Source organism: Actinoplanes sp. NPDC019969 (genome assembly GCF_055562375.1).
In genome coordinates this window covers 287599-311159 of sequence record NZ_JBVHFK010000003.1, presented here as the reverse complement: position 1 = coordinate 311159, position 23561 = coordinate 287599, and the positions used below count along the sequence as shown (strand labels likewise).

The window sequence follows — 23561 nt, the reverse complement described above, 5'->3', positions numbered from 1 at the left end:
CTCGACCGGGTGATCGACTAGGTTGTGCGGCCGTGCTGTCGAAAGTGCGGGGCGTGGTTCTCTCCCCATGTACATGGATCGTCGGAATCGCGATCGTGCTGTTCTCCGGGTGGGCGCGCGCCCAGTACGAGGCGCTCACCACCGGGGCCTGTGACCTGGGGATCTTCTACCAGGCGGTGCAGGGGTGGGCGTACGGCGGCTGGCCGTACGTGCCGATCAAGGGGTACGCCCAGCTCGGCGACCACTTCTCCCCCGCGTTCGCGCTGCTCGCCCCGATGGTCTGGGTGTACGACTCGGCGATCACCCTGGTGTACGCGCAGATCGTGCTGATCTGCCTGTCCGGCGTGCCGATCTACCACATCTTCCGCCGGCAGCACGGCGTCCTGGTCGGCAGCGGGATGCTGATCGCGTACCTGGGCAGCCACGCCGTGTTCGGGACCGTGCAGTTCCCGGTGCACGAGGTGATGTTCGGGGCGGTCCTGCTGGCCTGGGGCATGGAACGGATGCTCGCCGACCGGTGGACGCACGCGACGATCCTGTTCGCGGCGCTGATCACCGTCAAGGAGGACGGTGGGCTGATGTGCGTGCTGATCGGCCTCTACGCGCTGCTCAACAAGAAGTGGAAGCACGGGGCGTTCCTGATCGGCTGGGGCGCGACCTGGTTCATCGTGACGCTCAAGTTCATCATCCCGAACCTCAACCCGGGCGGGTTCACCTACGCCAAGGACTACCAGGCCAGCCTGCACGCGGACTCGATCTTCGCGGGGCTGCCCTACATGATCACGCACCCGCTGGAGATCCTCGGGCTGATGACCGACCAGCCGGCGAAGGTGGAGACCTGGCAGCAGCTGCTCATCCCGCTCGGGTTCGCGGCGCTCGCGTCGCCGCTGGCGCTGCTGATCGTGCCGGTGATGCTCAGCCGGATGCTGTCGTCGCGGGACACCCAGTGGTCGTCGGGGCTGTACTACGACATGCCGCTGATGCCGATCCTGTTCGCGGCGGTCGCCGACGGGTTCCGCCGGATCGGCGGCTGGGCCGACCGGTTCCGCAAGCTGCCCGCGGAGCGGTCCCGCTGGCAGATACCCACGGCGACGATCATGGCGGCGATCGCGGCGCCGGTGTTCATCGGGTTCGCGGTGCACGACGCCCGCGACAGCCAGGTCGTCAAGTGGTACCAGGGCACCGCCTACCCGTTCACCAACGCGTCGATCGTCGGCGAGGCCGAGGACGCGCTGTCCAGGATCCCGCCGGGCGTTCCGGTACGGGCCACCAACAACATGCTGATCCCGCTGCTGCCGACCAACGAGGTCACCCTGATCGGCTCGAACGTCGACAAGGGCGACTGGGCGATCCTCGACGCGTACAACCCGAGCTGCCCGATCGGCCCCAAGGAGATCCCGCAGATCATGCGGCAGCTCGACGAGATGGGCTTCCGCCGGGTGTACGAGACCGCCAAGGGCCGGATCGTCGTCATGCAGCGGACCGCCCCGGCGACCGGCCCGATCCGCGGCACCGGAACCGCCAGCTGAGGGACGGTCTGTGCCACGATGGCCGGCATGGGTGTGACCGGCATGGATGTGATCGACCGGCTGGTGGCGGACGCGACCGGTGACCCGGACGTGCACGGGGTGGTGCTCACCGGGTCGTGGGCGCGCGGCCTGGCCACCGAACACTCCGACTACGACGTGACGGTGGTGGTCGCGTCCGGCGGCCTGGAACGCTGGCGGCGGATCCGGACGGCACGGCTGGACCAGGCGGCGGTCACGGCGGAGGAGTTCGCCGACACGTCGGTGCATTGGCAGCGGTACGCCTACCGGGGCGCGCGGATCCTCCTGGACCGGCTCGGCGGCGGGGTGGCGGAACTGGTCGCGAAGCAGTCCACGCCGACCGAGCGGGAGGCCGCGGGATGGTCACGGGACTTTCTGGACGCGTACGTCAATCAGCTCTACCGGGCGGTGAAGAGCCGCCGCGACGGCTCCCCGGCGGCCGCCCGGCTCGACGAGATCGAGAGCGTGCAGTGGCTGCTCGCCACGGTGTTCGCGCTGCACGGGCGGCTCCGGCCGTACAACCGGTACCTGGCGTGGGAGCTGGCGACGTACCCGCTGCCGGGCGAGTGGGCGGCCGCTGTCGCCCCGGAGCACGTCGCCGACCGGGTCCTCACCGTGTTCCCGGCGGTCGTGGACCTGGCCCGCCGGCGCGGCCACGGCGACGTCCTGGACGGCTGGGGCGCCGACATCGGCCTGATCCTGGACGCCGCCCGCTGATCACGACTCGCTGACCACCCAGGCGGGTAAGGGCTCGCAGGCGGTCAGCCAGTCGGTGGGGACGCTCGACAGGCCGGTGCGGGCGGCGACGATGCCGCCCACGATGGCGCAGGTGGTGTCGACGTCGCCGCCGGCCAGGGCGGTCGCCCACAGGGCCTCGGTGAGGTCGCCGAGGTGGGTGGCGGCGGACCAGATCGCGTACGGCACGGTGTCGACCGCGGAGATCCGCTCGCCGCAGCCGACGGTGGCGGCGACGTGCCGGGGGTCGGCGGACGGGGCGAACCGGGCGGCCCGGCGCAGACGGGAGGCGACCTCGCTGTCCGGGACCCGGGCGGTGACGGCCGCCAGGAACTCCGCGGCGGGGACGCCGGTGACGCTCAGCGCGGCCGCGACGGCGACCGCCACGGCGCCGGCGACGGCCTCCGGGTGGGCGTGGGTGACCTCGGCGGACAGGGTGGCCTCGGCGACCACGGTGTCCAGGTCGGCGGCGAACCAGGCGCCGAGCGGGGCCACCCGCATCGCCGCGCCGTTGCCCCACGAGCCCATCCCGTCGAACTGGTCGCGGGTGACCTGCCGCCACGGCCTGCCGTCGCCGATGGCGCGCAGCACCTTGTGCATGGAGCCGCCGTAGGAGCGGTACGGGTCGGCGGCGTACGAGGCGGCGAACGCGTCCGCGAGGGCGTCCTGGTCGACGTGGCCGTACCGGTCCAGGACGCTCAGCAGCGACAGGGCCATCGCGGTGTCGTCGGTCCACGGCCACGGGCCGGTCGGCAGCCAGCGCTCCGCCAGCGCCACCTCCAGGACCTCGGCGGGCCGCAGCAGCCACGTCTCGCCGAACGCGTCGCCCAGCGCCAGTCCCCGCATCGCCGACATCGCGGCAGCTCGATTCCCCACCCGCCGATCCTGGACCACCAGGGCGCACGGTGCCAGCGAGAATCTACGGTGCCAGCGAGAATCTCCGGTGCCAGCGAGAATCTAACGCTCGGCGAGGACGGCGACCATCGCGGCGCGGGTGGAGACGTCGAGCTTGGCGAAGATACGGCGCAGGTGGGTGGAGACGGTCCACGGGCTGACGTCGAGTTTGCCGGCGATCGCGCTGGTGGTGAGGCCCATCGCGACCATGTGCGCGACCTCCCGTTCGCGGGTGGTGAGCCGGGAGACACCCTTGTTGGCGTCCGCGGCGCGGCGGGTGAGCAGGCAGCGGACGCCGTCGACGTCCAGGTCGAGCAGGACCTGCGGGGCGGTGGCGGCGTTCTCGGCGGGGGTGTGGCACTGCCGCAGCAGGCGGGCGCCCTCCACCAGGCGGCGGATCAGGTGGCGCAGCTCGAACTGGATCTCGGCCTGGGCCAGCAGCACGAGCTCGGTATCGGCCTGTTCGCCGAGGGGCGGTTCGCCGATCGTGGAGTCAACGGCGTTCATGATGATTCCCCCTAGCCGTGCTCGAACCCGATGGAGCCCTTGCCCGCAGGCTATTCCCGGCGGGCACCGGTGATGTCGCACGATCGAGCGACCCTTGTCGGCGCTCCCCTGTGGAGGCTCCCCCCGACGAACGTCCCCGGACGGGGCAGCGCGGGCGCGGACGCGGCTACGGGTGACTGTCCGTGTCCGGGATGCACCACGAGACTGCCGGTGCATGACTACCCTGACGACCACGCTGACCCGGTCCGTGACGACCGAGCATCGCGTCACCCATGCCCTCGTCGAATACTGTGACCTGCTGTCCTGCCCGCTGGACGAGATCGACCAGCGGGTGGCGCGGGAGCTGGAACGCAATCCGGCCCTGGACGTCGTGGAGGCCGGCGTACGCCCGTACGGCGCGCGCGGCCCACTGGCCGGTCCGGGCGGCATTCCGGCGGAGCCGCCGGAAAGTGACCGATATCCGTCAATGGACGGCGGCGCCGCGGCGGTGCTGTCGGACGCCGCCGCGCATCTGGGCGCGGCGGATCGGGCGCTCGCCGCGTGGATCCTCGGCGATCTGGACTCGCGGGGGTTCCTGGAGGGCGGTCCCGCCGGGGTGGCCCGGGCGCTCGGCGTCGACCACGACCGGGTGGTACGGGTGATCGAGGCGCTGCGATCGGCCGGCCCGCCCGGGCTCTGCGCCGCCGGCGCCGCCGAATGCCTGCTGCTGCAACTGGCCGTCTTCGAGGCCGCCGGCACGGCGCCGCCGCTGGCCCGCCGGCTGATCCGGGAGCACCTGGCCGAGCTGGGTGGTGAGCGGATCCGGCCGGTCGCCGCCGCGCTGGGCGCCTCGGTGGCGGAGACGGCGGCGGCCCGGGACTTCATCCGGGCCCGGCTGCGGCCGTGGGCGGCCCTCGACGACCCGGCCCCGGCGGTCACCGCCGCCGGCACCGATCTGGTGCTGCGATTCGCCGCGAACGGCGGCGTCGAGGTGGAGATCGTCGGCGACCCGGCGCCCCGGCTGCGGGTCGATCCGCTCTGGGCGGACCTCACCGACGGCCCGCTGCGTGACCACGCCCGGCAGGCCCGCGCGTTCCTGGCGGCGCTGCGGGAGCGGGCCGGCACGCTGCGCCGGATCGCCTCGTACGCGGCCCGCCGCCAGCTGCGCTATCTGCGCGAGGGGCCGGCCGCCCACCTGCCGCTGACCCGAGCCGAGGTGGCCGCGGCGTTGCGCCTGCACGAGTCGACGGTGAGCCGGGCGGTCAGCGGCAAGCGGCTGCTGCTGCCGGACGGGCGGGTGGTGGCGTTCAGCGCGCTGTTCGGCGCCAGCGGTTCGGTGCACACCGCGCTGCGGGCCGTGGTGGCGGGCGAGCAGCGGCCGCTGTCGGACGCCGACCTGGCCGCGGAACTGCTGCGGCGCGGTTTCCCGGTGTCGCGCCGGACGGTGGCGAAGTACCGGGGGCAGCTCGGCATCCCGGCGTGCAGCCGGCGCGGCCCGGCATGAAGCCCGCTTCGCCCGCGGCGGCCGGAACACGAAGACGGGTTCGCCACGGGACGGCCCGGCCGCCAGGTCGCGACGGCTGGCACGGAACTTGCCATCACCGAAGTGGAGGCACATTCATCGGCACTGGCGAGGAGAACGCCATGCACAACCTGGACCGCACACTCTTCGAGACCGGCGAGTACGGGAGCGAGCAGGAGGACTTCCTGGGTGTCCTGGGCTCGATGCTCAAGGGCGCGATCGGCGGCGAGACCGAGATGGAGACCGAGTACGAGGACGAGGGCGAGCTCGAGTCGGCCGCCCGGCTGCTCGAGGTCCGCGACGAGGCCGAGCTGGACCGTTTCATCGGTGACCTGTTCGGCAAGGCGGTCGGCGCGGCGAAGAGCTTCGCCGGCTCGCCGACCGGCAAGGCCCTCGGCGGCATCGTCAAGAACGCCACCAAGGAGGCGCTGCCGGTGGTCGGCCGGGGCATCGGCGGCTGGCTGTCGCCGTCGTACGCCGAATCCGGCGCGCGCGCCGGGAAGGCCGTCGGGGACCTGCTGGGCCTGGAGCTGGAGGGCCTGTCGAACGAGGACCGCGAGTTCGAGACCGCCCGCGCCCTGGTCCGGTTCGCGCAGACCGCCTGCAAGAACGCGGTGAAGGCCCCGCCCGGCGCGCCGCCGAAGGAGATCGCCCAGAAGGCGGCGGTGGCGGCGGCCCGCCAGCACGCGCCGGGTCTGCTGGCCGCGGCCACGAAGACCGCACCGGCCTCGCCGGCCGCGCCGGCCAACGGCTCACGTACCCCGAAGAAGCAGGCGTCCCGGTCCGGCCGCTGGGTCCGGCAGGGCAACTCGATCCTGATCCTCGAGATCTGAAGACGGAGACCATCATGACCACGTACGACATGACGCGCGAGTTCGAGACGCCGGAGTTCGAGTACGGCGAGACCGAGACCGGGCAGGAGTCCGAGCAGTTCCTCGGCGGCCTGCTCAGCTCGGTGCTGGGTGGCGAGGTCGGCGAGTCGGAGAGCCCGCTGTCCGAGGTCCAGGAGATGGAGGCGGCGAACGCGCTGCTGGAGACGCAGAGCGAGGAGGAGCTCGAGGAGTTCCTCGGCAGCCTGGTGAAGAAGGTCGCCTCCGGCGTCGGCGGGTTCCTGCGCTCGGGCACCGGCAAGGCGCTGACCGGCGTGCTGTCGAACGTCGCGAAGAAGGCGCTGCCGATGGTCGGCGGGGCCCTCGGGTCGTTCGTCGCGCCCGGTGTCGGCACCGCGATCGGGTCGAAGCTCGGCTCGATGGCCTCGAACCTGTTCGAGATGGAGTTCGAGAACATGAGCGAGCAGGAGGCCGAGTTCGAGGCCGCCCGCCGCTACGTGCGGTTCGCCGGCAGCGCCGCCGCGAACGCCGCGAAGGCGCCGCGCAACGCGCCCCCGCAGGCCGTGGCCCGGGCGGCGGTGGTCACCGCGGCCCGTAAGCACGCGCCCGGGCTGGTGCGGGGCACGCCGTACGACAAGAAGTCCCGGCCCGGCACGGGACGGCCCGGCCGTGGCCGCTCCTACTCACAGTCCCGGTCCTACTCGTCCTACGACAACGGCTACGAGCCGGACGACGGGTACGAGGACCAGGACCAGGGCTACCCGGACGAGCCGCGCCGTTCCCGCCGGGCGCAGAGCGGCCGCTGGGTCCGCCGCGGCCACAAGATCATGATTCTCGGGTCCTGATCATGAGCGGCGCGGCCATCGCCTCGGCTCTGATCGAACAGGAGGCCCGTGCGCTGCTCACGCGGCTCGCCCGGGTGCGCCCGTTCGCCCTGCACGAGACGATGGTGCCGGCAGCCGCCCTGGCGCCCGCCGCCCAGATCCGGATCGAACGGTTCCTCATCGACGGCCGGTCGGACCTCGGATGCCACGTCGTGGACTTCCTGCGGTGGATGCGCGGGCCGGGACGACAGGCGCCGGTGCCCGAACAACAGCGGCGCCTGACCCTGATCCGGCTGCGGTTCAACGACGTGCTGTCCCAGTTCGACCTGTTCACCGAGGTCGTCACGCAGCGCAGCGAACACGAGACCGGGGTGTGGCTGTCCGGTCTGGACGTGGCGGCGGCCGACGCGCTCGGCCTGCCCGGCGGCTACTTCGAACCGCCGCCGGTGATCTGCTACCTGGCCCGCGGGCCGGGCGCGGCGATCCGGCGGGCCCGGACCCGCCTGCCCGGTGGCGACGAGAACCCGGTCGCGATCATCCGGGTGCCCCGGGAGCGCATGGTGGGCCACGGCATCGCGTCCTCGCTGGTCCACGAGGTGGGGCATCAGGGCGCGGCGCTGCTGGACCTGGTGGCGTCGTTACGTCCCGAGGTGGCCCGGGTGCGCGGCTGGTCCTGGTTCGGGCGCTGGGTCTCCGAGGTGGTCGCCGACCTGTGGTCGGTGGCGCAGCTCGGGATCAGCGCGCCGCTGGGGCTGATCGGCGTGGTGAGCCTGCCCCGCTGGTTCGTCTTCCGGTTCGGCGGGGAGGACCCGCACCCGGTGCCGTGGCTGCGCGTGCTGCTCAGCTGCGCGATGGGCGACGCGCTCTACCCGGATCCGCAGTGGCGCGCGCTGGCCGACGGCTGGCGGGCCATGTATCCGCTGGACGACGTGGGCGCCGGGTCCCGGCCGGTGCTGGAACGGCTGGCCGCCGACCTGCCCACGTTCACCGAGGCGCTGCTCGGGCACCGGCCGCCGGCGCTGCACGGGGCCCGGCTCGGCGACGTGCTGCGCCGCCCGGACCGGTCCGCCGCCGCGCTGCTGCGCACCTACGGCACGTGGCGCCACGACCCGGGGGCGATGTACGCGACCCCGCCGACAGTGGCGTTCGCCGTGCTCGGCCAGGCCCGTGCCGCCGGCCGGCTGTCCCCGGAACGGGAGAGCCGGGTGGTCGGCGACCTGCTCACCCAGTGGGCGCTGCGCAGCACCCTCGACACGTCGGCGATCTGCGCCGATGTGCGTTCCACGCCCGCCGTACCCGCGCGGGCGCTCCTGACCGTCACCTAAACCGCCGGAGGCTCGGACGCCATGGCGTACCAAGGAACGTACGAATATCACACCATCTGCGAACACAAGCGCCCGGTCGTGGCCGGCACGGTGGTGAACTTCGCCATCGACCCCGACCCGGATCAGCGGCGGTTCACCTTCGAGTGGCAGGTCGAGGGACCGTTCACCGGCATGGTGCAGCGGTTCCCCGGACGGGCGGCGTACGACTGGGACACCGAGGGATGGCGGGCCGGCTCGTACCGGATCTCCGCCCGCCTCTCCCCCGTCGACGACACCGTCCCGCCGGACGGCAAGACCGACGGCAGACAGGACGGCGCCGACGGCGTCACCGGCACGTTCGGGCTCGGCCCGGGCGGTAACCGCGGCTTCTCGTCCGTGCAGGTGTCCGCCCCGCCGTCCGGTGGCGCCCCGCCGCCCGGCGACGTGGAGACCGAGCCGTGGAGCATCCAGCTGACCCCGGCATCCGGCGGCCAGGACGGGCCGCTCCCGGTGAGCCTGCAGCGCACGGCCAACGTGGAGACCATCGACCAGGCGCTCTGGGTGATCATCCGGGACCGGACGAACGCGATCGGGTTCCGGCCGTACAAGCAGTTCATCGACGACGTCATGGGTGCCGACAAGGTGGGCGACGTCGGGCCGCTGCCGTTCCGCGGCGGGGACTCGTACGCGCTGCTCAAGTTCGCCACCGACGCGTTCCTGATGCAGGAGGTCGGTGTCCTCGACCCGCTCGGCGTGGTCCGGGCCGGCCTGGTCCAGCCGTCGGCGCTGGCCCGGCTCAACTCGGAGATCGCCCTGCAGAGCATCTCCGACCAGCTCGACGACCCGACCCAGGCGGAGGCGCTGCGGCTGCAGGAGGAACGGCGGCTGGGCCGGCCGTTCAACCTGGCCGAGCTGCGGCGGCTGCGGGACAACTACTTCGTGGCGCTCAAGGACGAGATCCCCGACCCGCGGGTGCTGCCGTACCTGCGGATCATCCGGGAACGGCTGGCGGACATCCCGCTCAAGCCGCCCGGATCGGTGCCGGACCGGTCGTACGGGATCCTGCGCTCGCACCTGACCGCGCCGCTGGCCCTCGAGCTGTTCTGGTCGTACTGGCTGGAGGAGGGCATGCTGGCGCAGACCATGAACACGGTGCTGGCCCGGTTCGAGAACCGCCGGATCCGCCCGGACGGGCAGCCGGACCCGCTGGCCCGGTTCGACGTCGACCCGCTGCGGCCGCTCGGCAACATCTTCTGGGGCTTCGCCCAGGACGAGGGGCACCGGCTCACCGTCCGGCGGCGGCACCTGGAGTACGAGCACGAGTACGGCCTGCCGCTGCACGGGCGGGCGCTGCGTGACGTGCCGGCGCCGGTCGATCGCCGGTCCCGGTTCCTGGAGGCGCTGCACAACCTGCTCTACCTGTGCCACGACTACTTCCGCCAGGACGACGACACCACGATCATCGCGGACGGTTTCCCGATCCTGAACGCGCTGCGCGAGACGCACCTGCTGCTCGCCGAAGGGGCGCACAACCAGTTCGGCGACCTGCCGTCCACGGCCCGCGCCGAGATGATGGTGACGCAGTGGCTGCTGGCGCGGCCGGAGATGCGCGACTTCCTCGGCGGCCGGATCATGGTGCCGTACGAGGAGGCGTGGATGGACCGCGTCGACTCGATGAAGAACCTGCAGGGCTGGACCGACGTGAGCATCACCCACTTCCGGGACATGGCGGTCTTCGGCGAGCAGCTGCTGGTGTCGATCCGGTACGGCAACTGGAGCGTCGAGAACGACCCGCAGACCGCCGCGAACTGGGCGCGCTACTGGCGTGCGGAGATTCAGCGGTACGTGCACGCGTACCGGGCGGCCACCGGGGTGGACCTGACCGAGGACATCGACGCGACGCCGCCCGCCGTGCTGCTGCGCCGGCGGCTGGCCGACTCCGGCCGGTCCCGGCTCGACGGCAGGCCCCGGCGGCCCGCGCTGGACGGCAGCCGCCGGCCGGCGCTCACCGGGCAGCGCGAGTCCGGGTTCGGCCAGCCCGGGTTCGGCCAGCGGAGCCGGACCGCGTCCGCCGAGCTGGAGCAGGGTTGACCGTCGTCGACTTCACGTCGGCGCGGTACCTGGCTCTCCGGCATCCGAGCCGCTGCCTGGCGCCCTGGCAGCGGCTCACCACCGGCCGGCCGGCCGCGCTGGCCGAGGACCCGGCGGCGGTGACCGTGGCGGCGGGGCTGGCGACGCTGCTCGGCCGCCCGGCGGCGCTGCCGGCCCGGTCCAGCCTGCACGCCCTGCTCGACGTGGTCAGCGTGCTCGGGGACGGCGCCCGGATCTGGCGGGACGCCGGCGCCTACCCGGTCGCCGGGTGGGCGGCGGCGGCCGCGGGACACCCGGCCCGCTCGTTCGGCCATCACGATCCGGCCGACCTGCGACGGAGGGTGGCGGCGGACCGGCGGCGGCCGCTGGTGCTGTGCGACGGGTACTGCCCCGGCTGCGGGACGTTCGCGCCGCTGGCCGCGTACCTGGCCGTGGCGGAACGGGCCGGCGGCCTGGTGGCCGTCGACGACACCCAGGCCGCCGGGGTGCTGGGGCCCGGCGGTGGCGGCACACCCGCCGGGCTGGGCGCGGGCGGACCCGCGCTGGTGACGGTGGCGTCGCTGGCCAAAGGGCTGGGCGTGCCGATGGCGGTGATCGCCGGGGATCCGGCCGTCGTCGCACGGGTCCGGGACCGGGGACCGGCCCGGACGCACGGCAGCGCGCCGTCCGCTGCCGATCTGGCCGCCGCCGCCCACGCGCTGCGATGCAACGACACCGACGGCGACCGGAGACGGCGCCGTCTCACCGCGTCCGTGCGGCGGCTGCGCGCCGCCGTGGACGGTCTCACCGGCGGACTGTTCCCGATGCAGTCGATCCCGGTCCCGCCTGCGCAGGCGGAGAAGATCGCCGAGGCGCTGCTGGACCGCGGGGTCCGGGCGGTCGCGCACCTGCCGCCATGCCGGCCCGGCGCCGCGGTCAGCCTGCTGATCACCGCGGCGCACACGGACGCCGCGATCGACCGGGCGGCCACTGCTCTCACGGAGGTACGGCCATGATCGCCGCCGCGGTGGACGGGCACGCCCGTGACCTGATCGCCTTCTCGCACGAGCTGCACCGGCACCCGGAACTCGCCCACCGGGAGCACCGGGCCGCCGCGGGACTCGCGGACCGGCTGCGCCGGGGCGGGTTCCGGGTGACAGCGCCCGCGTACGGGCTGCCCACCGCCGTGGAGGCGCACGCCGGGGAACGCGGGCCGCGGGTGGTGATCTGCTGCGAGTACGACGCGCTGCCCGGCATGGGCCACGGCTGCGGGCACAACGTCGTCGCCGCGGCCGGTCTCGGGGCGGGCCTGGCGCTGGCCCCGCTCGCGGCGCGGCTCGGTGGCCGGGTGACGGTGCTCGGCACCCCGGCCGAGGAGGGCGGCGGCGGCAAGATCCTGCTGGCCGAGCGGGGCGCGTTCACCGGGGCGAGCGCGGCGATGCTGGTGCACCCGTCCCCGTACGAGACGGTCCTGCCGCACATCACCGCGATGACCCGGCTGCACGCCGTGCTGGTGGGCCGCGCCGCGCACACCGGCATGTACCCGGAGCTGGGGATCAGCGCCCTCGACGCGCTGGTGCTCGGCTACCTCGGGGTGTCGGCGCTGCGGGCCCGGCTGCGTCCGGGCGAACGGGTCGACGGCGTCATCCGCGACGGCGGCCGGGCGCCGAGCATCGTGCCGGCCCGCGCCTCCGCCGAGTTCCTGATCCGGGCCGGTGACACCACTGCCGTACGGGCGCTGCGCGGCCGGGTGGAGGCGTGCCTGGCCGGCGGCGCGCAGGCCACCGGCGCGCGGCTGACCGTACGGGCGCTGTGGCCGGCGTACCGGGAGATGCGGCACGACCTGCCGCTGGCCCGGGCGTTCGCGGCCAACCTGGCCGAACTCGGCAGGCGCCCGATCCCGCCGTCCGCGATCCCGCCGGGCCGGGCCGGGTCGACCGACCTCGGCGACGTGAGCCACCTGGTCCCGGCGATCCATCCGAAACTGGCCGTCTGCCCGCCGGACGTCGCGCCGCACACCCCCGAGTTCGCCCGCTGGGCCGTCCTGCCGGCCGCCGACCGGGCCGTGCTCGACGGCGCGAAAGCCCTGGCCATGACCGCGGCCCAGGTGTGGTCCGGCGCGGTCACCCCGGGTCGGGCACAGCGGCCAGGGTCGCCCGCCAGCCGGCCCGGCGCAGCTGCAGCGCCCGTTCCGTGACGCCGAGGCGGGCCGCTGCCTGCCGGACATTGCCGCCGGTCTCGTCCAGCGCCACCCGTACCGCCGCCTCCGCCGTCGCCTCCCGCAACTCCCGCAGACCCATCCCGGCTCGCATCGCCTGATGCACCGCCGCGTCCAGACCGGTCCCGTCGCGGTCGGTCCCGTCGGCCGCGGCCGGCCGCTCCTCCTCCGGCACGTCACCCACGGTGATCGGCCCCGGCCCGACGTGCCGGCTGCTCAGGCGGTGCACCAGTTGACGCAGATCGCGCACGTTGCCGGGATAGTCCCGGTTCACCAGCAGGTCCCGGACCAGCGGATCCAGACCCGGCGGCGTACGGCCGGGATTGAGCTCCGCCAGGAAGTGCTCGGCCAGGGGCAGCGTGTCGCCCGGCCGGTCCCGCAACGGCGGCAGGCTCAGCGTCGTCGCCGCGATCCGGTAGTAGAAGTCCCGCCGGAACCGGCCGGCCACCTGCTCGGCGGCGAGATCCCGGTTGGTGGCGCAGACCAGCCGGAACCGGGTCGGCTGCCAGCGGTTGCTGCCGACCCGTTTGAACGTGCCCTCCTGCACCACCCGCAGCAGCTCCGACTGCAGCTCCAAGGGCAGCTCCCCGACCTCGTCCAGGAACAGGGTCCCGCCGTTGGCCAGCGCGAACGCGCCGTCCCGGGCCACCGAGGCCCCGGTGAACGCGCCCCGCTCGTGGCCGAAGAACTCGCTGCCGGACAGCGTCGGCACGACGGTCGTGCAGTCCACGATCACCAGCGCGCCCCGGTCCGGCCGCGGATCCAGGTCGTGCACGAGGCGGGCCAGCAACTCCTTGCCGGTCCCGCTCTCCCCGGTCAGCAGCACCGGCGCGGTCGTGTACCGGGCCACCTCCACCACCCGGCGCAGCACCGCCCGCCACGCCCGGCTCCGCCCGATCAGCCGGCCGGCCACCGGCGGGCCGTCCAGCAGCGCGTCCACCTCGGCCCAGCGGGTGATCCGGGCGGCGACGTCGGCGGCCCGGCCGGGATGCCAGGCGAGCACGTCCGCCGCGCCGGCCCGCAACAGCCGCCAGGCGTCACCGGCGGTCAGCTCCTGTCCGGGACTCGACAGCGCCAGCACCCGGGTACGGCCGCCGTCACTCGAAACAGCCACCGCGTCCACCAGGGACGCCGGCGGGCCGAACAGGATCCCGGGCCGGCCCGGCTCCTGCGCGGCCACCGTCAGACCCGCCGCGACCAGGGCGTTCTCCACGTCGGTGGTAACCGTGGCGCCGGCGTCGGCGAGACCGGCGAACCACGCGCTGACCGTACCCACCGGACCAGTCTCGCCACCGGGGCAGGCGTGCGGAAGCAGCGTCTTCGCGCGGCCGCATACATGCGTCGCACATTCCGACGACTGGTGTACGTGACTCGTTCGCGCTACACCGGAGGAGAGACCGGTGGCACGAGCCGCCGGGCGGCGGCGCCGGGGCGGTGACTCCCGGGCCGGCGCCCACCCGCGGCCCGGGCCACCGGACCCGATCCCGGCGAGGGGAAGCCCTCGTGACCGGCCCTGGTGGAGGGCGGTCGGCCGGACTTTCCGACGACCAACCAGTACCGGAGCGACAATCATGACAATCCATGTGACAGCACCCACCGGCGTCACCAAAGCGGAGGTGACCGCCGCCCAGAAGATCGAGAACGAACGGTTCGCGGCCGGCCCGACGCCCGACGACCTGGTCAAGAACAGCGTGCTTACCGAAGCCGAGACGCGCGACATCGTGACCCGGCTGGAGAAGCCGGTGCTACGGCCACGCGCCCGGCTGCTGCTGAGCCGGGACCACATCCTCGGGACGTACCTCCAACGGTTCGCCGACACCCACCCGGACGCCGGCCGGCGCACCGCCGCCCAGGGCTCGGACTTCGTCGTGGCCCGGCTCCAGGAGGACCGGCTCTTCACGGTCTTCACGCGGTACGCGCCGGCGCCGGCGATCCCCGGCTCGCCCTGCGACGTCGGGAACGTCGTGCTCGGCGACCTCCCCATCCCACCGGTCAGCACCGGCATCGACACGAACCTGATCGACGCGGCGGCCGACCTGGCCGACGTCACCGCGGTCGGCGACGGCATGCGCGTCTTCGCCGCCCGGGACGCCCTGGTCGAACGCTGGTCCGCCGGGGCGTACCGGTTCACCGACGAGCAGGTCAACCGGTTCCTGTACTGCACGCTGCGCGACGACGCCAACCTGAGCGGCGCGGAACGGCGGGGCGTGCAGTCCCGCGTGTTCGGGCTGCCCGGACCGGCCGCGAACACCGCCTTCCCGGCGGCGTTCCAGCGGCTGCTCGCGGCCCTGGCCGGTTTCGACCGGGACCGGTGCTCCTGCCGGGCCGGCACCGACCCCAGCCGGGTGCAGGCCGACCTGGCCGCCAACGAGGTCCGGTACGACCTGGACCGGGCCGTCAGCGGCGTCACCGAGTTCCAGATCCGCAGCCTGCGGGCCGAACTCGACCGGGCGCTGCTGGTCCTCACCAACCCCGACGTCCGCAGGCAGATCTCCGGCGACGACCCGGACGGCGTCTGGGCCGTGGTCAGCCGGCTGCTCGACGCCGACGGGTCCCACCCCGGTGATCTGATGGCCCAGTTCGCGGCCGCGCAGGCCCGGCGGGACATCTTCGCCTGGCTCCGCTACGAGCCGGGCAGCGGCGACCCGGGCGAACAGGCCGCCTTCGGCAACGCCGTCGAGGCCGCCGTGACCCTGCAGACGATCGAGTCGGGCCCACAACGCCAGCCGATCACCACGAACGGCCACCAGGCCACCCCGGTGCAACGCTTCGCGACGACGGCCCGCTGATCAGAACCGGCCCGGCCCTCGGGCCGGGCCGGCGCCCTCCCGGGTGGCTCCCGCCGCCTGGCGCAGAGGTGGCCGGACGGAACCTGTTCCCGGCAGCCAACGCCACCGGCGAGCCACCATCAGCGGCTCGCGGCCGCATGGGGGCGACGTCTCGAGCGGCTGCCCAAGATCCGCGGCCGACATCCCCGATCTTGAGCAGCGCAGCACCGCAACCAGCCGCCGCCCGCAACCTTGAGCAGCAGAGACCGCCGGGACCGGTTGCCGAACCTGATCTTGTGCGGTGCGCACCGGCCACCCCGGCCCACGATCGGCGAGACCCGCGATCTTGGATTCGGAGCACCGGCTTTCCGGAGTCGAGCGCACAAGTTCGGGCACGATGCCGATCTTGTGCGCCTCGGCCCGATGCCGCTTCCCCAAGATCAGGCATGGGACGGTTCGGGCCGCCGGCACGGGGCTTGACGGACCGGCCCTCGGCAACCGCAATGACGAGCCGGCTCTTAGGAACCGCGAAGACTGACCGGCCACGCCGCCCGCGGAAGGCTTGTTCTCGACGCCGGGCATACCAGTTCGGGCCGAATACGGATCTCGTGCGCTCGACTACCGGAGTCAATGTCCGGAATGGAAGAAGCCGGCCCAGTCGGCGGTCTCCACGGGGGTGAGCGACTTCAACCGCTGCTGAAGCGTCTCCGGCATGCCGTCGAGATGGGAGCGGCGCTCGTCGAGGAGCCAGAGCTGGGCGGCGCGCAGGGCATCGCCGGGCCGGCTGCCGGGGCCGGCGTTCAGGAAGTGGTGGAAGGCGAACATCAGCACCGAGGTCGCCTCGTCCGGGACGGACCATTGGGAGCTGACCACCGACCGTACGCCGCTGGCCAGAAAAGCGGTGGCCAGGCTGAACGCCTCGTCGTAGCCGCGCGAGGAGACGCCGGTGTCGCAGGCGGCGAGCGCGGCGAGGGCGATGCCGCGGCCGGTGCCGGCGGTGAGGGCGGCCACGAGTTCCTCGGCGGACAGGTGGTCGCCGCCGGCCAGGAGCAGGTGGCTGTCCGACGGGCGGGCGATCGCGTGCGAGGCCAGGTGCAGGATGTGGCCGCCGTCCGGGTCGGCGAGCCAGGCGAGCAGGTCGCGGCGGGTTCCGGGGCCGTCGGGGCCGGGGGCGCCGTCGGCGAGGCGGCCGACGTACCGGGCCGACGGGTAGAACGCGTCCCGGACGGCGAGGGCCTCGATCCGGGCGGCGGGCAGGTCGGGGGCGGCGCCGCGGGTGTCGGGGTCGCCGACGATCAGGCCGGTCGCGGCCGGCGGGACCGGCGGTGACCAGGCGGCGTCGCAGATCAGGCGGGCGGAGGCGGCGTACGAGAAACCGGCCCGCGCGATCGCGTGTCCCCGCCGGTTGTCGCGGGCGGCGTGCCACGGGATCCGGACGAGTTCCCGCATCGGGATCAGGATGATCCGGCCGGACCCGTCGGCGGGCAGGTCGAGCAGGCCGAGGACGGGCCCGATCGCGGCCTGCCACGCCCAGTCGCAGACTTCGTCGAGGGTGCGCGGCGCGGTGTCCTCGGTCTCGTCGGATCCGGCGTCCCGCAGGCGCCGCGGCCGGATGTCGAATGCGGTCATGGCGGTGCCGGTGAGCAGCGGCAGACGGATCCCGGTGGCCGGGCCGTGGGCGGGGACGGCGACGGCGGCGCCGGTGCCCTCGTCGCCGGGCACCAGGTAGACCAGCGCGTCGGCGCCGAGCGCGGTCAGCGCCGCCCGGATCTCGTGGGTGGACGGCGGATCGAGCAGGCGTTCGGTTCCGGCGGTCAGCGCCTCCAGGACCTCACGGCGCAGTTCGACGTCGACCTCGCCGGGCGGCCGGCCGGCGGTGGCGGCCCGCCAGCGGCCGGCCAGGTCCGGGTGGCCGTCCTGAAGCTGGCCGGCGACGCCGCGGATCCGGGTGGCGGCGTAGACAATCAGGCCGCGGCCGGCGTCGAGGGCGGTGACCGCGTCGTCGGCGGCGTCGTCCTGCAGGCACCAGCGGGCGACGTCGACGGCGTCCCCGGCGGCGTCCCGGGCGGCGGCGGCCGCGGCGTCGGTGTGGGCCTGCAGCAGCACGCTCCACGCGTGGCCGCGCAACCCGGCGAGGGCGGTCCGGCGGCCGCGGCCGAAGTGCCCGGCCAGCCGGTACGCGTGGCCGAGCATCTGGCTGACCAGCGACCACTGGGCGGCGGCCGGCCCGGCGCAGAGGTCGAGGGCCCGTTCCAGCTGCCGGGTCCCGTCGTCGAGGTCGGCGCGGCGGCGGTGCGTCTCGTACCGCTGGATCAGCGCGTACCCGTGGGTGAGCAGATAGTAGGGCAGCCGGGCGTCGTGTTCGGGGGCGATCGCGACGGCTTCGGCGAGGTGGCGCACCCCGTCGTCGGCGGTCCGCGGCACGGTGATCTCGGCGACCCCCAGCTGGGACAGCCGCAACGCTTGCTCGGCGGCGGTCAGACCGGACTCCGGTGGGCCCGCGGGCGGCCCTTTCCCGAGCAGCGGCGCCACCGACGCCAGCAGTTGTTCGGCGGCGCGGCGGCCCGGGTCCCCTGGCGGGTACGCGTCCAGGGCGGCCCGCATCCGGTCCACGGCGGCCGCGGCGCCCGCCAGATCGCCGCGGGCCACCGCCGCCCGGGCCGCGGAGGCGGCGGCCAGCATCTCCCCGCGGTAGCCGCCGATCCGCCCGGCCTCGGCGGTGGCCCGGTCGAGACCGTCGTGGTCCTGGTTCTGTTCGGCGCGCAGCCCGGTGAGCGCGAGCCGGGCCAGGTCCAGCATCCGCCCGTGCGGCTGCCGGTCGCCGATCACCGCGCGCAGGCCGTCGAGTTCGGTGAGGGCGGTCCGGGGTGTGACCGTGGCGTCGCCCTCCTGGCAGAGCCGGACCAGTACCAGCGCGCGGATGAGGGCCCGGTTGGCGGGCCATTCCGGCAGCGGCGTGGGGTCGGTGTCGGCGACGGCGGCGAGTCGCCCGGCCCGGTGGATGGCCGGGCCCTCGCGCAGCCGGCCGGCGCGGATCTGCTCGGTGGCCAGGTACGCCGCCAGTCTCGCCCGCCCCGGGATCCGGTCCGGGATGGCGTCGAAGTCGTCGAGGGCGCCGTCCAGGTCGGCGGGCTGCCCGGCGGCCCGCAGCCAGCACCGGGTGAAGTGCCAGGCGCCCGGGTCGGCGTCGGTGGTCAGCATCAGGGTGGTCTGCGCGATCAGGTCCATCAGAAGCCTCCGACGTGTACGAACGGAGCCCATCCGGGCATCGGGCCGGGGTCCGTGTCCCGGCTCCCGTCGGCGTCACGGATCCCGGCGGCGTCGGCGGGGACCTCGAACCCGGCGGCCAGGTCGGCGTATTCGCCGGTCAGCGCGCTCTCCGGCAGGGACCGGACCCGGCGCTGGGCCCGGGCGAGGGCGGCGCCCGGCCGTACCCCGTCTCGCACGTGGGTGTAGAAGTCACGCATCAGCACCGCGGCGACGGCGTCGTGCACCGGCCACAGCGACACGACGGCGTGGTCGGCGCCGGCGAGCAGCACGGCCCGGGTCAGCCCGATCAGGTCACCGCCGTGGGTGGCCGTTCCGGTGCCGGTCTGACACGCCGACAGCACCACCATCGCCCCGGTGAGGTCGAGGCCGAGCAGGTCGGCGACGGTCAGGCGGCTGCCGCCGGCGAGGACGACGTGGGCCCGGTTCGGGGCGCCGGGCGGGACGATCGCGTGGGAGGCGAGGTGCACGATCCCGGCGCCGGGCGCGCGGTCGAGGACGGCGGCGGCGGTGGCGGCGGCGCCGAGCAGGGGCGGGCCGGCGCCGAGGAGCGCGGCGACGGCGAGGGCCTCGCAGCGGGTTCCCGGCAGCGGGGGCGGGCCGGTCCGCTCGTCGAACGCGGGATCGCCGGCGATCAGGGCGCCGCCGAGCCGCAGCGGGCCGCCCGGCCGGCGGGTCAGCAACGACACGGCGGGCAGGTACGACACGTCGTGCCGGTCGCCGAGCAGCCCGCCGCCCCACGGCAGGGCGTGGAACGGCACCAGCGCCAGGTCGCGGTGCGGGACGACGAGCACCCGGCGGCGGCCGGCGAGCCGGTCGGCGAACGGTTCCAGCAGCCGTTCCGCCAGGGCCGCGGCGGAGCCGGGGTCGGTCTCGCCGGCACGCAGGGCGTCCTGCCAGCGGGCGGTGTGCGCGAGCACCTCCGGGTCCCGGACCGGGCCGGCACGGGTGATCTCCCCGTCCCCGGTGGCCGCCCAGCCGACCAGTTCCTGCTCGTACAGGTGGTAGGCGAGCAGCACCGCGTCGGCGGGCAGCGCGGCGACGGCGGCGGCCACGTCCGGCGGCGGCGCGATCCGGCGGCGCAGCAGGCGTTCCTCGACGCGTTCCTCGGCCTCGTCGACGGCTTCCTCGGCCCGGTCCAGCCGCTCCGGGTCCAGCGTCGGGGCCTCGTGGGCGGCGGCCCAGCGGGACTCCTCGGCGAGCCAGGCGCGGACCGCGCGGCGGACCCGGCCGGGTTCCGTGGACAGGTCGGCGAGCAGCGTGAACGGCAGGCCGCGGGCCCGGTCGGAGACGGCGAGGGCGGCGGCGGTGTCCCCGGCGGCGAGCAGGCCGGTGAGCAGGTCGTGGTAGGCGCCGGCGACGGCCGGGTCGTCGCTGGCGGCGCTGCGCAGCAGATCCCGGGCCAGCCGGTTGCGGCGTTCCTCGAAGAGGTCGACGGCGGCGCTCGCGCGGCGGATCTGCCCTGCCGTGTCGCCGGTCATCCGGTGCAGCCGGGCCCACAGGGCGTCCACCAGCCACGGCGGGTCGGCCGGCCGGTCCACGCCGGACAGGGCGAGCGCGGCGAACTCGGCCTCGCCCAGCCGCAGGAACAGATTCGCGGCCTGCACCGGCGGCATCGTGGTGGACAGGTCGTACGCGATGCTCAGGGCCTCGTCGCGCCGGCCCAGCACGGTCAGCACCACGCAGCGCGGGAAGGCGTCGTCACCGGCCGCTTCCAGGGCCTGCTCGAGCGCGAGCCGGGCGGCTTCCGGGCGGCCCTGGTCACGCAGGCGCATCCCCTCGTAGCACCCGCGCAGCGCGGTGGACCGGCCCCAGGCGAGCGCCACCTCGGACCGGGCGGCGCCGACGGCGGCCATGTCGTCGGGGTCCGGGCGGACCGGCAGCACCAGCACCTGACCGAGCCGGGCCGCGGCGGTGTCCAGGGCCTCCGGGTCGGCCAGGGCGTTGGCCTCCGCGTACAGCTCCATCGCCCGGACCGCGCAGGTGATCCAGTCGAGGGCGGTCCGGGCCCGGGGCGTGGTGTCGAGTTCGGCCTCGGCGCGGCGCATCCGGGCCCGCCGGTACCCGGCGCCGCCGTAGTCGGCGGCCAGCGCCACCGAGATCGACGCGCCGTCGAGGCGGTGCCCGTCCGGGCCACCGAGCCGCCGGGCCAGCCGTACCGTCCGGTGCGCGCGGGTGAAGTCGCCGTCGTCGCGCCAGGCCCGTGCCCGCATCAGCAGCAGCCGCACCAGCCCGGCCCCGTACGAGCGGCTGCCGTCGCCGCGGATCCAGTCGCCGACCTGGTCGACCGCTTCCGGGGGCGGCCGCCGCCCGTCGCCGATCGAGTCGAGGGCCCGGTGCACGGTGATCAGCGCGGTGAGGGCGCCGTGCCCGGCCGCGCCGGCCAGTCGCGCGGCGTGGTCGAGGTGTTCGTCGCGGTCGGCGTCCCGCCCGGCGACCCGGGCCAGGTGGGCCCGGCGCAACGCGATCGCGGCCTGCCCGGAGCGGCTGCCGATCGCCGCCCAGCGCTGCTCTGCCCGGGCGTACAGTTCCCGGGCGGCTTCGAGCGCGTGCGGGCCGGGCCCGCCGAGCGTCTCGACGTGGCCGGCCGGTTCGGCGAGCCAGTCGCCGCGGACCAGGTCGAGGTGGGCCTGGGCGGCGGCGTCGCCGTCGGCGAGGACGGCCGCCTGCCGCAGGGCGGCCTCCGCGGCGATCCGGTCGGCGTCGCGGTGCGCGAGGTCGGCGCAGGCCAGGGCGAGGTACGACCGGGCCGCCGGGCCCAGTCCCGGCCAGGTTCCGGCGGCCGTGGCGAGCCGGCGCCGCCGCCGGGCCGCCGGCAGCGACAGCCCGGCCCGGTGCTGGTCCTCGCTCATCGCCCGGACGGCGTACAGGTCCGGCAGCAGGATGGCGGCGAGGATCCCGAGCGGGCTGTGCCGGGCCGTCTCCGGCAGCGTCTCGTCGGCGGCCCGCAACGCGGCGACCGCACCGTCGGTGAGCATGGAACCGGTGCCCGGGACCGGCCACTGCCGGTCGACGACGACCACCGCGTGTTCCAGGACGGCCCGGATGCCGTCCGGCCCGCCGGTGACCGCCTGCAGGCAGTGCCGGGCCCGGCCGGGTTCCCCGGCGGCCAGCGCGGCGGCGGCCGCGGTCAGCGCGTCCGACGGCGGCCAGTACCGGCCCGGACCGGCCGCCGGGTCGATCCGGTGCTGCCCGGCGAGCAGCAGCGCGGCGACCAGGTCCCCGCGGGTCGCCGGGGTCATGACGGGACCGTCGTGACGAACTCGATCGACCGGGTCGCCCAGTCGGTGGCGGTCGGCTCGTCCATGTCGGCGTCCCGGTGCGTCACGTCCAGGCCGATCCGGTCGAGGATCCCGCGGAGCCCGGCGGCGGTCCGGCTCGTGGCCGGTTCCGGGTCGCGCAGCCGGGGCAGCAGGAACGGCTCGGCGCTGAACGGCTCCTCGGCGACCAGCAGCACCAGCCGGTCGGTGACCCGGGCGCCCGGCTCGACCGGCCGGCCGGCGGGGAGCGACATCCTGATCGGGCGGCCCGCGGACGCGGCGGTGGTCCACTTGGCGGCGACGTGCTCGCCGGGGAACAGTTTCGCGTGGATCCGGTACGTGTCGGTGAGGTTCAGCAGCACGCAGTACAGCCGCCGGTCGCTGGTGTTGACCAGCCGCACGGTCACGGCGGGCGGCGTCCAGCCGCGCGGTCCCCACGTGTACTCCAGGTGGACCGGGCCGGGCGCCAGATCGGTGTCGTCACCGGCTGCCAGCACCTCCAGGTGCACCGCGTCGCGCAGGGAGCTGCCCGGGTTGAGCAGGTCGCGGACCCGCGTCCAGCGGGCGATGTGGTCGAGTTCGGCGGCGGTGCGGGCCGCCCAGTCGCCGGTCGCCGGGAGCGGGCCGGCCAGCGGCTCCCCGTCGGCCCCGGCGATGGTGACCAGGCCCTCGCCGACGGTGACCCGCAGGCCGGCGGCGGGCGCGATCCGCACGTGCGGCGCGTGCCGGCTCCCCGCGATCTCCCGGGTGAGCTGCGCGGCGGCGTCCGGGTCGCCGTCCACCGTCACGGTCGCCGGTGGTTGCGGCAGGCGGGTCAGGACCATGGGGTACGGGCGGAGCCGCTCCGGAACCCACCCCACCGGCTCGACGACAGAACGTTGGGTCCGCGCGTCCGCCACCCGGGCCACCAGCGGCGGATCGCTGCCGTGCACCGCGAACTCGGCGCCGCCGCCGGCCAGCCCGTGCAGCACGCCGACGTCGACGGTCCAGTCCTCGCCGTCGTGCGTCATGGTGACCGCCGCCCCGGCCGGGCGCAGCAGCCGGCCCAGGAACTCCCGGTCGGCGGCCCCGCCCGGCTCGCCCGGCTCCAGCGCCGGATGCTGCCACCCGGCCCGGGCCCGGGCCAGCGCCATGACCTCCCGGTACGTGGCGGTGCCACCGAGAACGGCGACGGATCGGGTCAGCTCGCGGGTGAACCAGCCGTACGGGACGCCGGCGTCGCGGGTCTCGTACGCCACCTCGAAGGTCTGGCACGCGGCAAGCGCGACATGCCGCGGATCATGGACCCCCGCATCGTCGCCGAGCTGCGCCAGCAGCGCCTCCCGGGGCGGCGCGGCAGCGACCGCCGGCGCGGTCCGGGCCCGCGGGCCGTCGGCCGGGCCACGGTGCCCGCTCTGCGAATGGCACGAGTCGAGCACGGTGACCAGGTGCGCGCCCCGGTCGAGCACCGCCCGCGCCAGCACCGCGATCTCCTTGTCGTAGAGATCCGGCACCCCGTCGTGGCGGCTGTCGAAACACACCAGGGTCTGGCAGCGGCCGTCGGCCTCGGTGAACCGCAGCTCGCCGGGCAGCGGGCCGGTCGAACCGTGCCCGCTGTACCAGAACAGGGCCGTGTCGCCGGGCCCGGCCGCCGCCAGATGCCGCCGCCACCCGTCGATCACCGCGGCCCGGGTGGCCTGCTCGTCGAGGAGCACCCGCAGGTGCAGGTCGGGTTCGGCGACCCGGCCGCGCAGCAGTTCGACGACCAGGGCCGCGTCGTTGCGGCTGCCGGCCAGGGTGCGCAGCGGCGGCCGGTAGGCGTCGATCCCGGCCACCAGCGCGTAGAGACCGGCCATG

General features: G+C 75.0%; 16 protein-coding genes. 10 read left to right on the top strand and 6 right to left on the bottom strand.

The genetic code is table 11. From position 1 onward, the window contains the following. Nucleotides 1-32: 32 nt before the first annotated feature. Together ACZ3II_RS11560 and ACZ3II_RS11555 are read left to right on the top strand one after the other, a co-directional pair. On the top strand, nt 33-1529 hold the full coding sequence (locus ACZ3II_RS11560; RefSeq protein WP_465517545.1) for a DUF2079 domain-containing protein: 1497 nt from the start codon (nt 33-35) through the stop codon (nt 1527-1529). 27 nt (nt 1530-1556) lie between these two features. Beyond that, nucleotides 1557-2264: a nucleotidyltransferase domain-containing protein gene (locus ACZ3II_RS11555; protein ID WP_465517544.1), complete on the top strand. Its 708-nt coding sequence runs from the start codon at nt 1557-1559 to the stop codon at nt 2262-2264. Here the strand turns inward: ACZ3II_RS11555 and ACZ3II_RS11550 are convergent, their stop codons facing one another. Then, nucleotides 2265-3137 carry an ADP-ribosylglycohydrolase family protein gene (locus ACZ3II_RS11550; RefSeq protein WP_465517905.1) on the bottom strand — a complete coding sequence of 291 codons (873 nt, stop codon included), beginning with the start codon at nt 3135-3137 and terminating at the stop codon, nt 2265-2267. A gap of 102 nt (nt 3138-3239) precedes the next feature. Then, nucleotides 3240-3683: a response regulator transcription factor gene (locus ACZ3II_RS11545; RefSeq protein ID WP_465517543.1), complete on the bottom strand. Its 444-nt coding sequence runs from the start codon at nt 3681-3683 to the stop codon at nt 3240-3242. 214 nt (nt 3684-3897) lie between these two features. Here ACZ3II_RS11545 and ACZ3II_RS11540 point away from each other — a divergent pair, with 214 nt between their 5' ends. From ACZ3II_RS11540 to ACZ3II_RS11510, 7 genes are all read left to right on the top strand, one after another. Beyond that, nucleotides 3898-5166 (top strand): RNA polymerase factor sigma-54, encoded by a 1269-nt coding sequence (locus ACZ3II_RS11540; protein WP_465517542.1) that lies wholly within the window; start codon nt 3898-3900, stop codon nt 5164-5166. A 140-nt stretch (nt 5167-5306) separates the two neighbouring features. Next, nucleotides 5307-6017: a hypothetical protein gene (locus ACZ3II_RS11535; RefSeq protein WP_465517541.1), complete on the top strand. Its 711-nt coding sequence runs from the start codon at nt 5307-5309 to the stop codon at nt 6015-6017. 14 nt (nt 6018-6031) lie between these two features. After that, complete coding sequence (locus ACZ3II_RS11530; RefSeq protein WP_465517540.1) at nt 6032-6859, top strand: hypothetical protein; 828 nt, start codon at nt 6032-6034, stop codon at nt 6857-6859. A gap of 2 nt (nt 6860-6861) precedes the next feature. Beyond that, entirely contained in the window at nt 6862-8163 is a 1302-nt protein-coding gene (locus tag ACZ3II_RS11525; RefSeq protein WP_465517539.1) for a hypothetical protein, read from the top strand. Between the two features lie 21 nt (nt 8164-8184). Further along, nucleotides 8185-10233, top strand: coding sequence for a hypothetical protein (locus ACZ3II_RS11520; protein WP_465517538.1), 2049 nt, complete (start codon nt 8185-8187; stop codon nt 10231-10233). Continuing rightward, nucleotides 10230-11228 carry an aminotransferase class I/II-fold pyridoxal phosphate-dependent enzyme gene (locus ACZ3II_RS11515; protein ID WP_465517537.1) on the top strand — a complete coding sequence of 333 codons (999 nt, stop codon included), beginning with the start codon at nt 10230-10232 and terminating at the stop codon, nt 11226-11228. The genes ACZ3II_RS11520 and ACZ3II_RS11515 overlap by 4 nt, the downstream gene beginning before the upstream one ends. After that, nucleotides 11225-12409, top strand: a complete 1185-nt coding sequence (locus ACZ3II_RS11510) for an amidohydrolase (RefSeq protein WP_465517536.1) — start codon at nt 11225-11227, stop codon at nt 12407-12409. Before ACZ3II_RS11515 ends, ACZ3II_RS11510 begins: the two co-directional genes overlap by 4 nt. On the opposite strand, the gene ACZ3II_RS11505 is transcribed toward ACZ3II_RS11510, so the two are convergent. Next, nucleotides 12336-13706 carry a sigma 54-interacting transcriptional regulator gene (locus ACZ3II_RS11505; protein WP_465517535.1) on the bottom strand — a complete coding sequence of 457 codons (1371 nt, stop codon included), beginning with the start codon at nt 13704-13706 and terminating at the stop codon, nt 12336-12338. The genes ACZ3II_RS11510 and ACZ3II_RS11505 overlap by 74 nt on opposite strands. 307 nt (nt 13707-14013) lie before the next feature. Between ACZ3II_RS11505 and ACZ3II_RS11500 the strand changes: the two genes are divergently transcribed. Continuing rightward, the gene (locus ACZ3II_RS11500; RefSeq protein ID WP_465517534.1) at nt 14014-15219 is read left to right on the top strand and encodes a hypothetical protein; all 1206 of its coding nucleotides are present in this window, start codon (nt 14014-14016) and stop codon (nt 15217-15219) included. A gap of 606 nt (nt 15220-15825) precedes the next feature. On the opposite strand, the gene ACZ3II_RS11495 is transcribed toward ACZ3II_RS11500, so the two are convergent. Genes ACZ3II_RS11495 through ACZ3II_RS11485 form a run of 3 tightly spaced genes read right to left on the bottom strand, consistent with a single transcriptional unit; the run spans nt 15826 to nt 23560 of the window. Further along, nucleotides 15826-18426, bottom strand: coding sequence for a CHAT domain-containing protein (locus ACZ3II_RS11495; RefSeq protein WP_465517533.1), 2601 nt, complete (start codon nt 18424-18426; stop codon nt 15826-15828). Then, on the bottom strand, nt 18426-21707 hold the full coding sequence (locus ACZ3II_RS11490; RefSeq protein WP_465517532.1) for a CHAT domain-containing protein: 3282 nt from the start codon (nt 21705-21707) through the stop codon (nt 18426-18428). Before ACZ3II_RS11490 ends, ACZ3II_RS11495 begins: the two co-directional genes overlap by 1 nt. Continuing rightward, complete coding sequence (locus ACZ3II_RS11485) at nt 21704-23560, bottom strand: caspase family protein (RefSeq protein WP_465517531.1); 1857 nt, start codon at nt 23558-23560, stop codon at nt 21704-21706. The genes ACZ3II_RS11490 and ACZ3II_RS11485 overlap by 4 nt, the downstream gene beginning before the upstream one ends. Nucleotide 23561 lies beyond the last annotated feature (1 nt).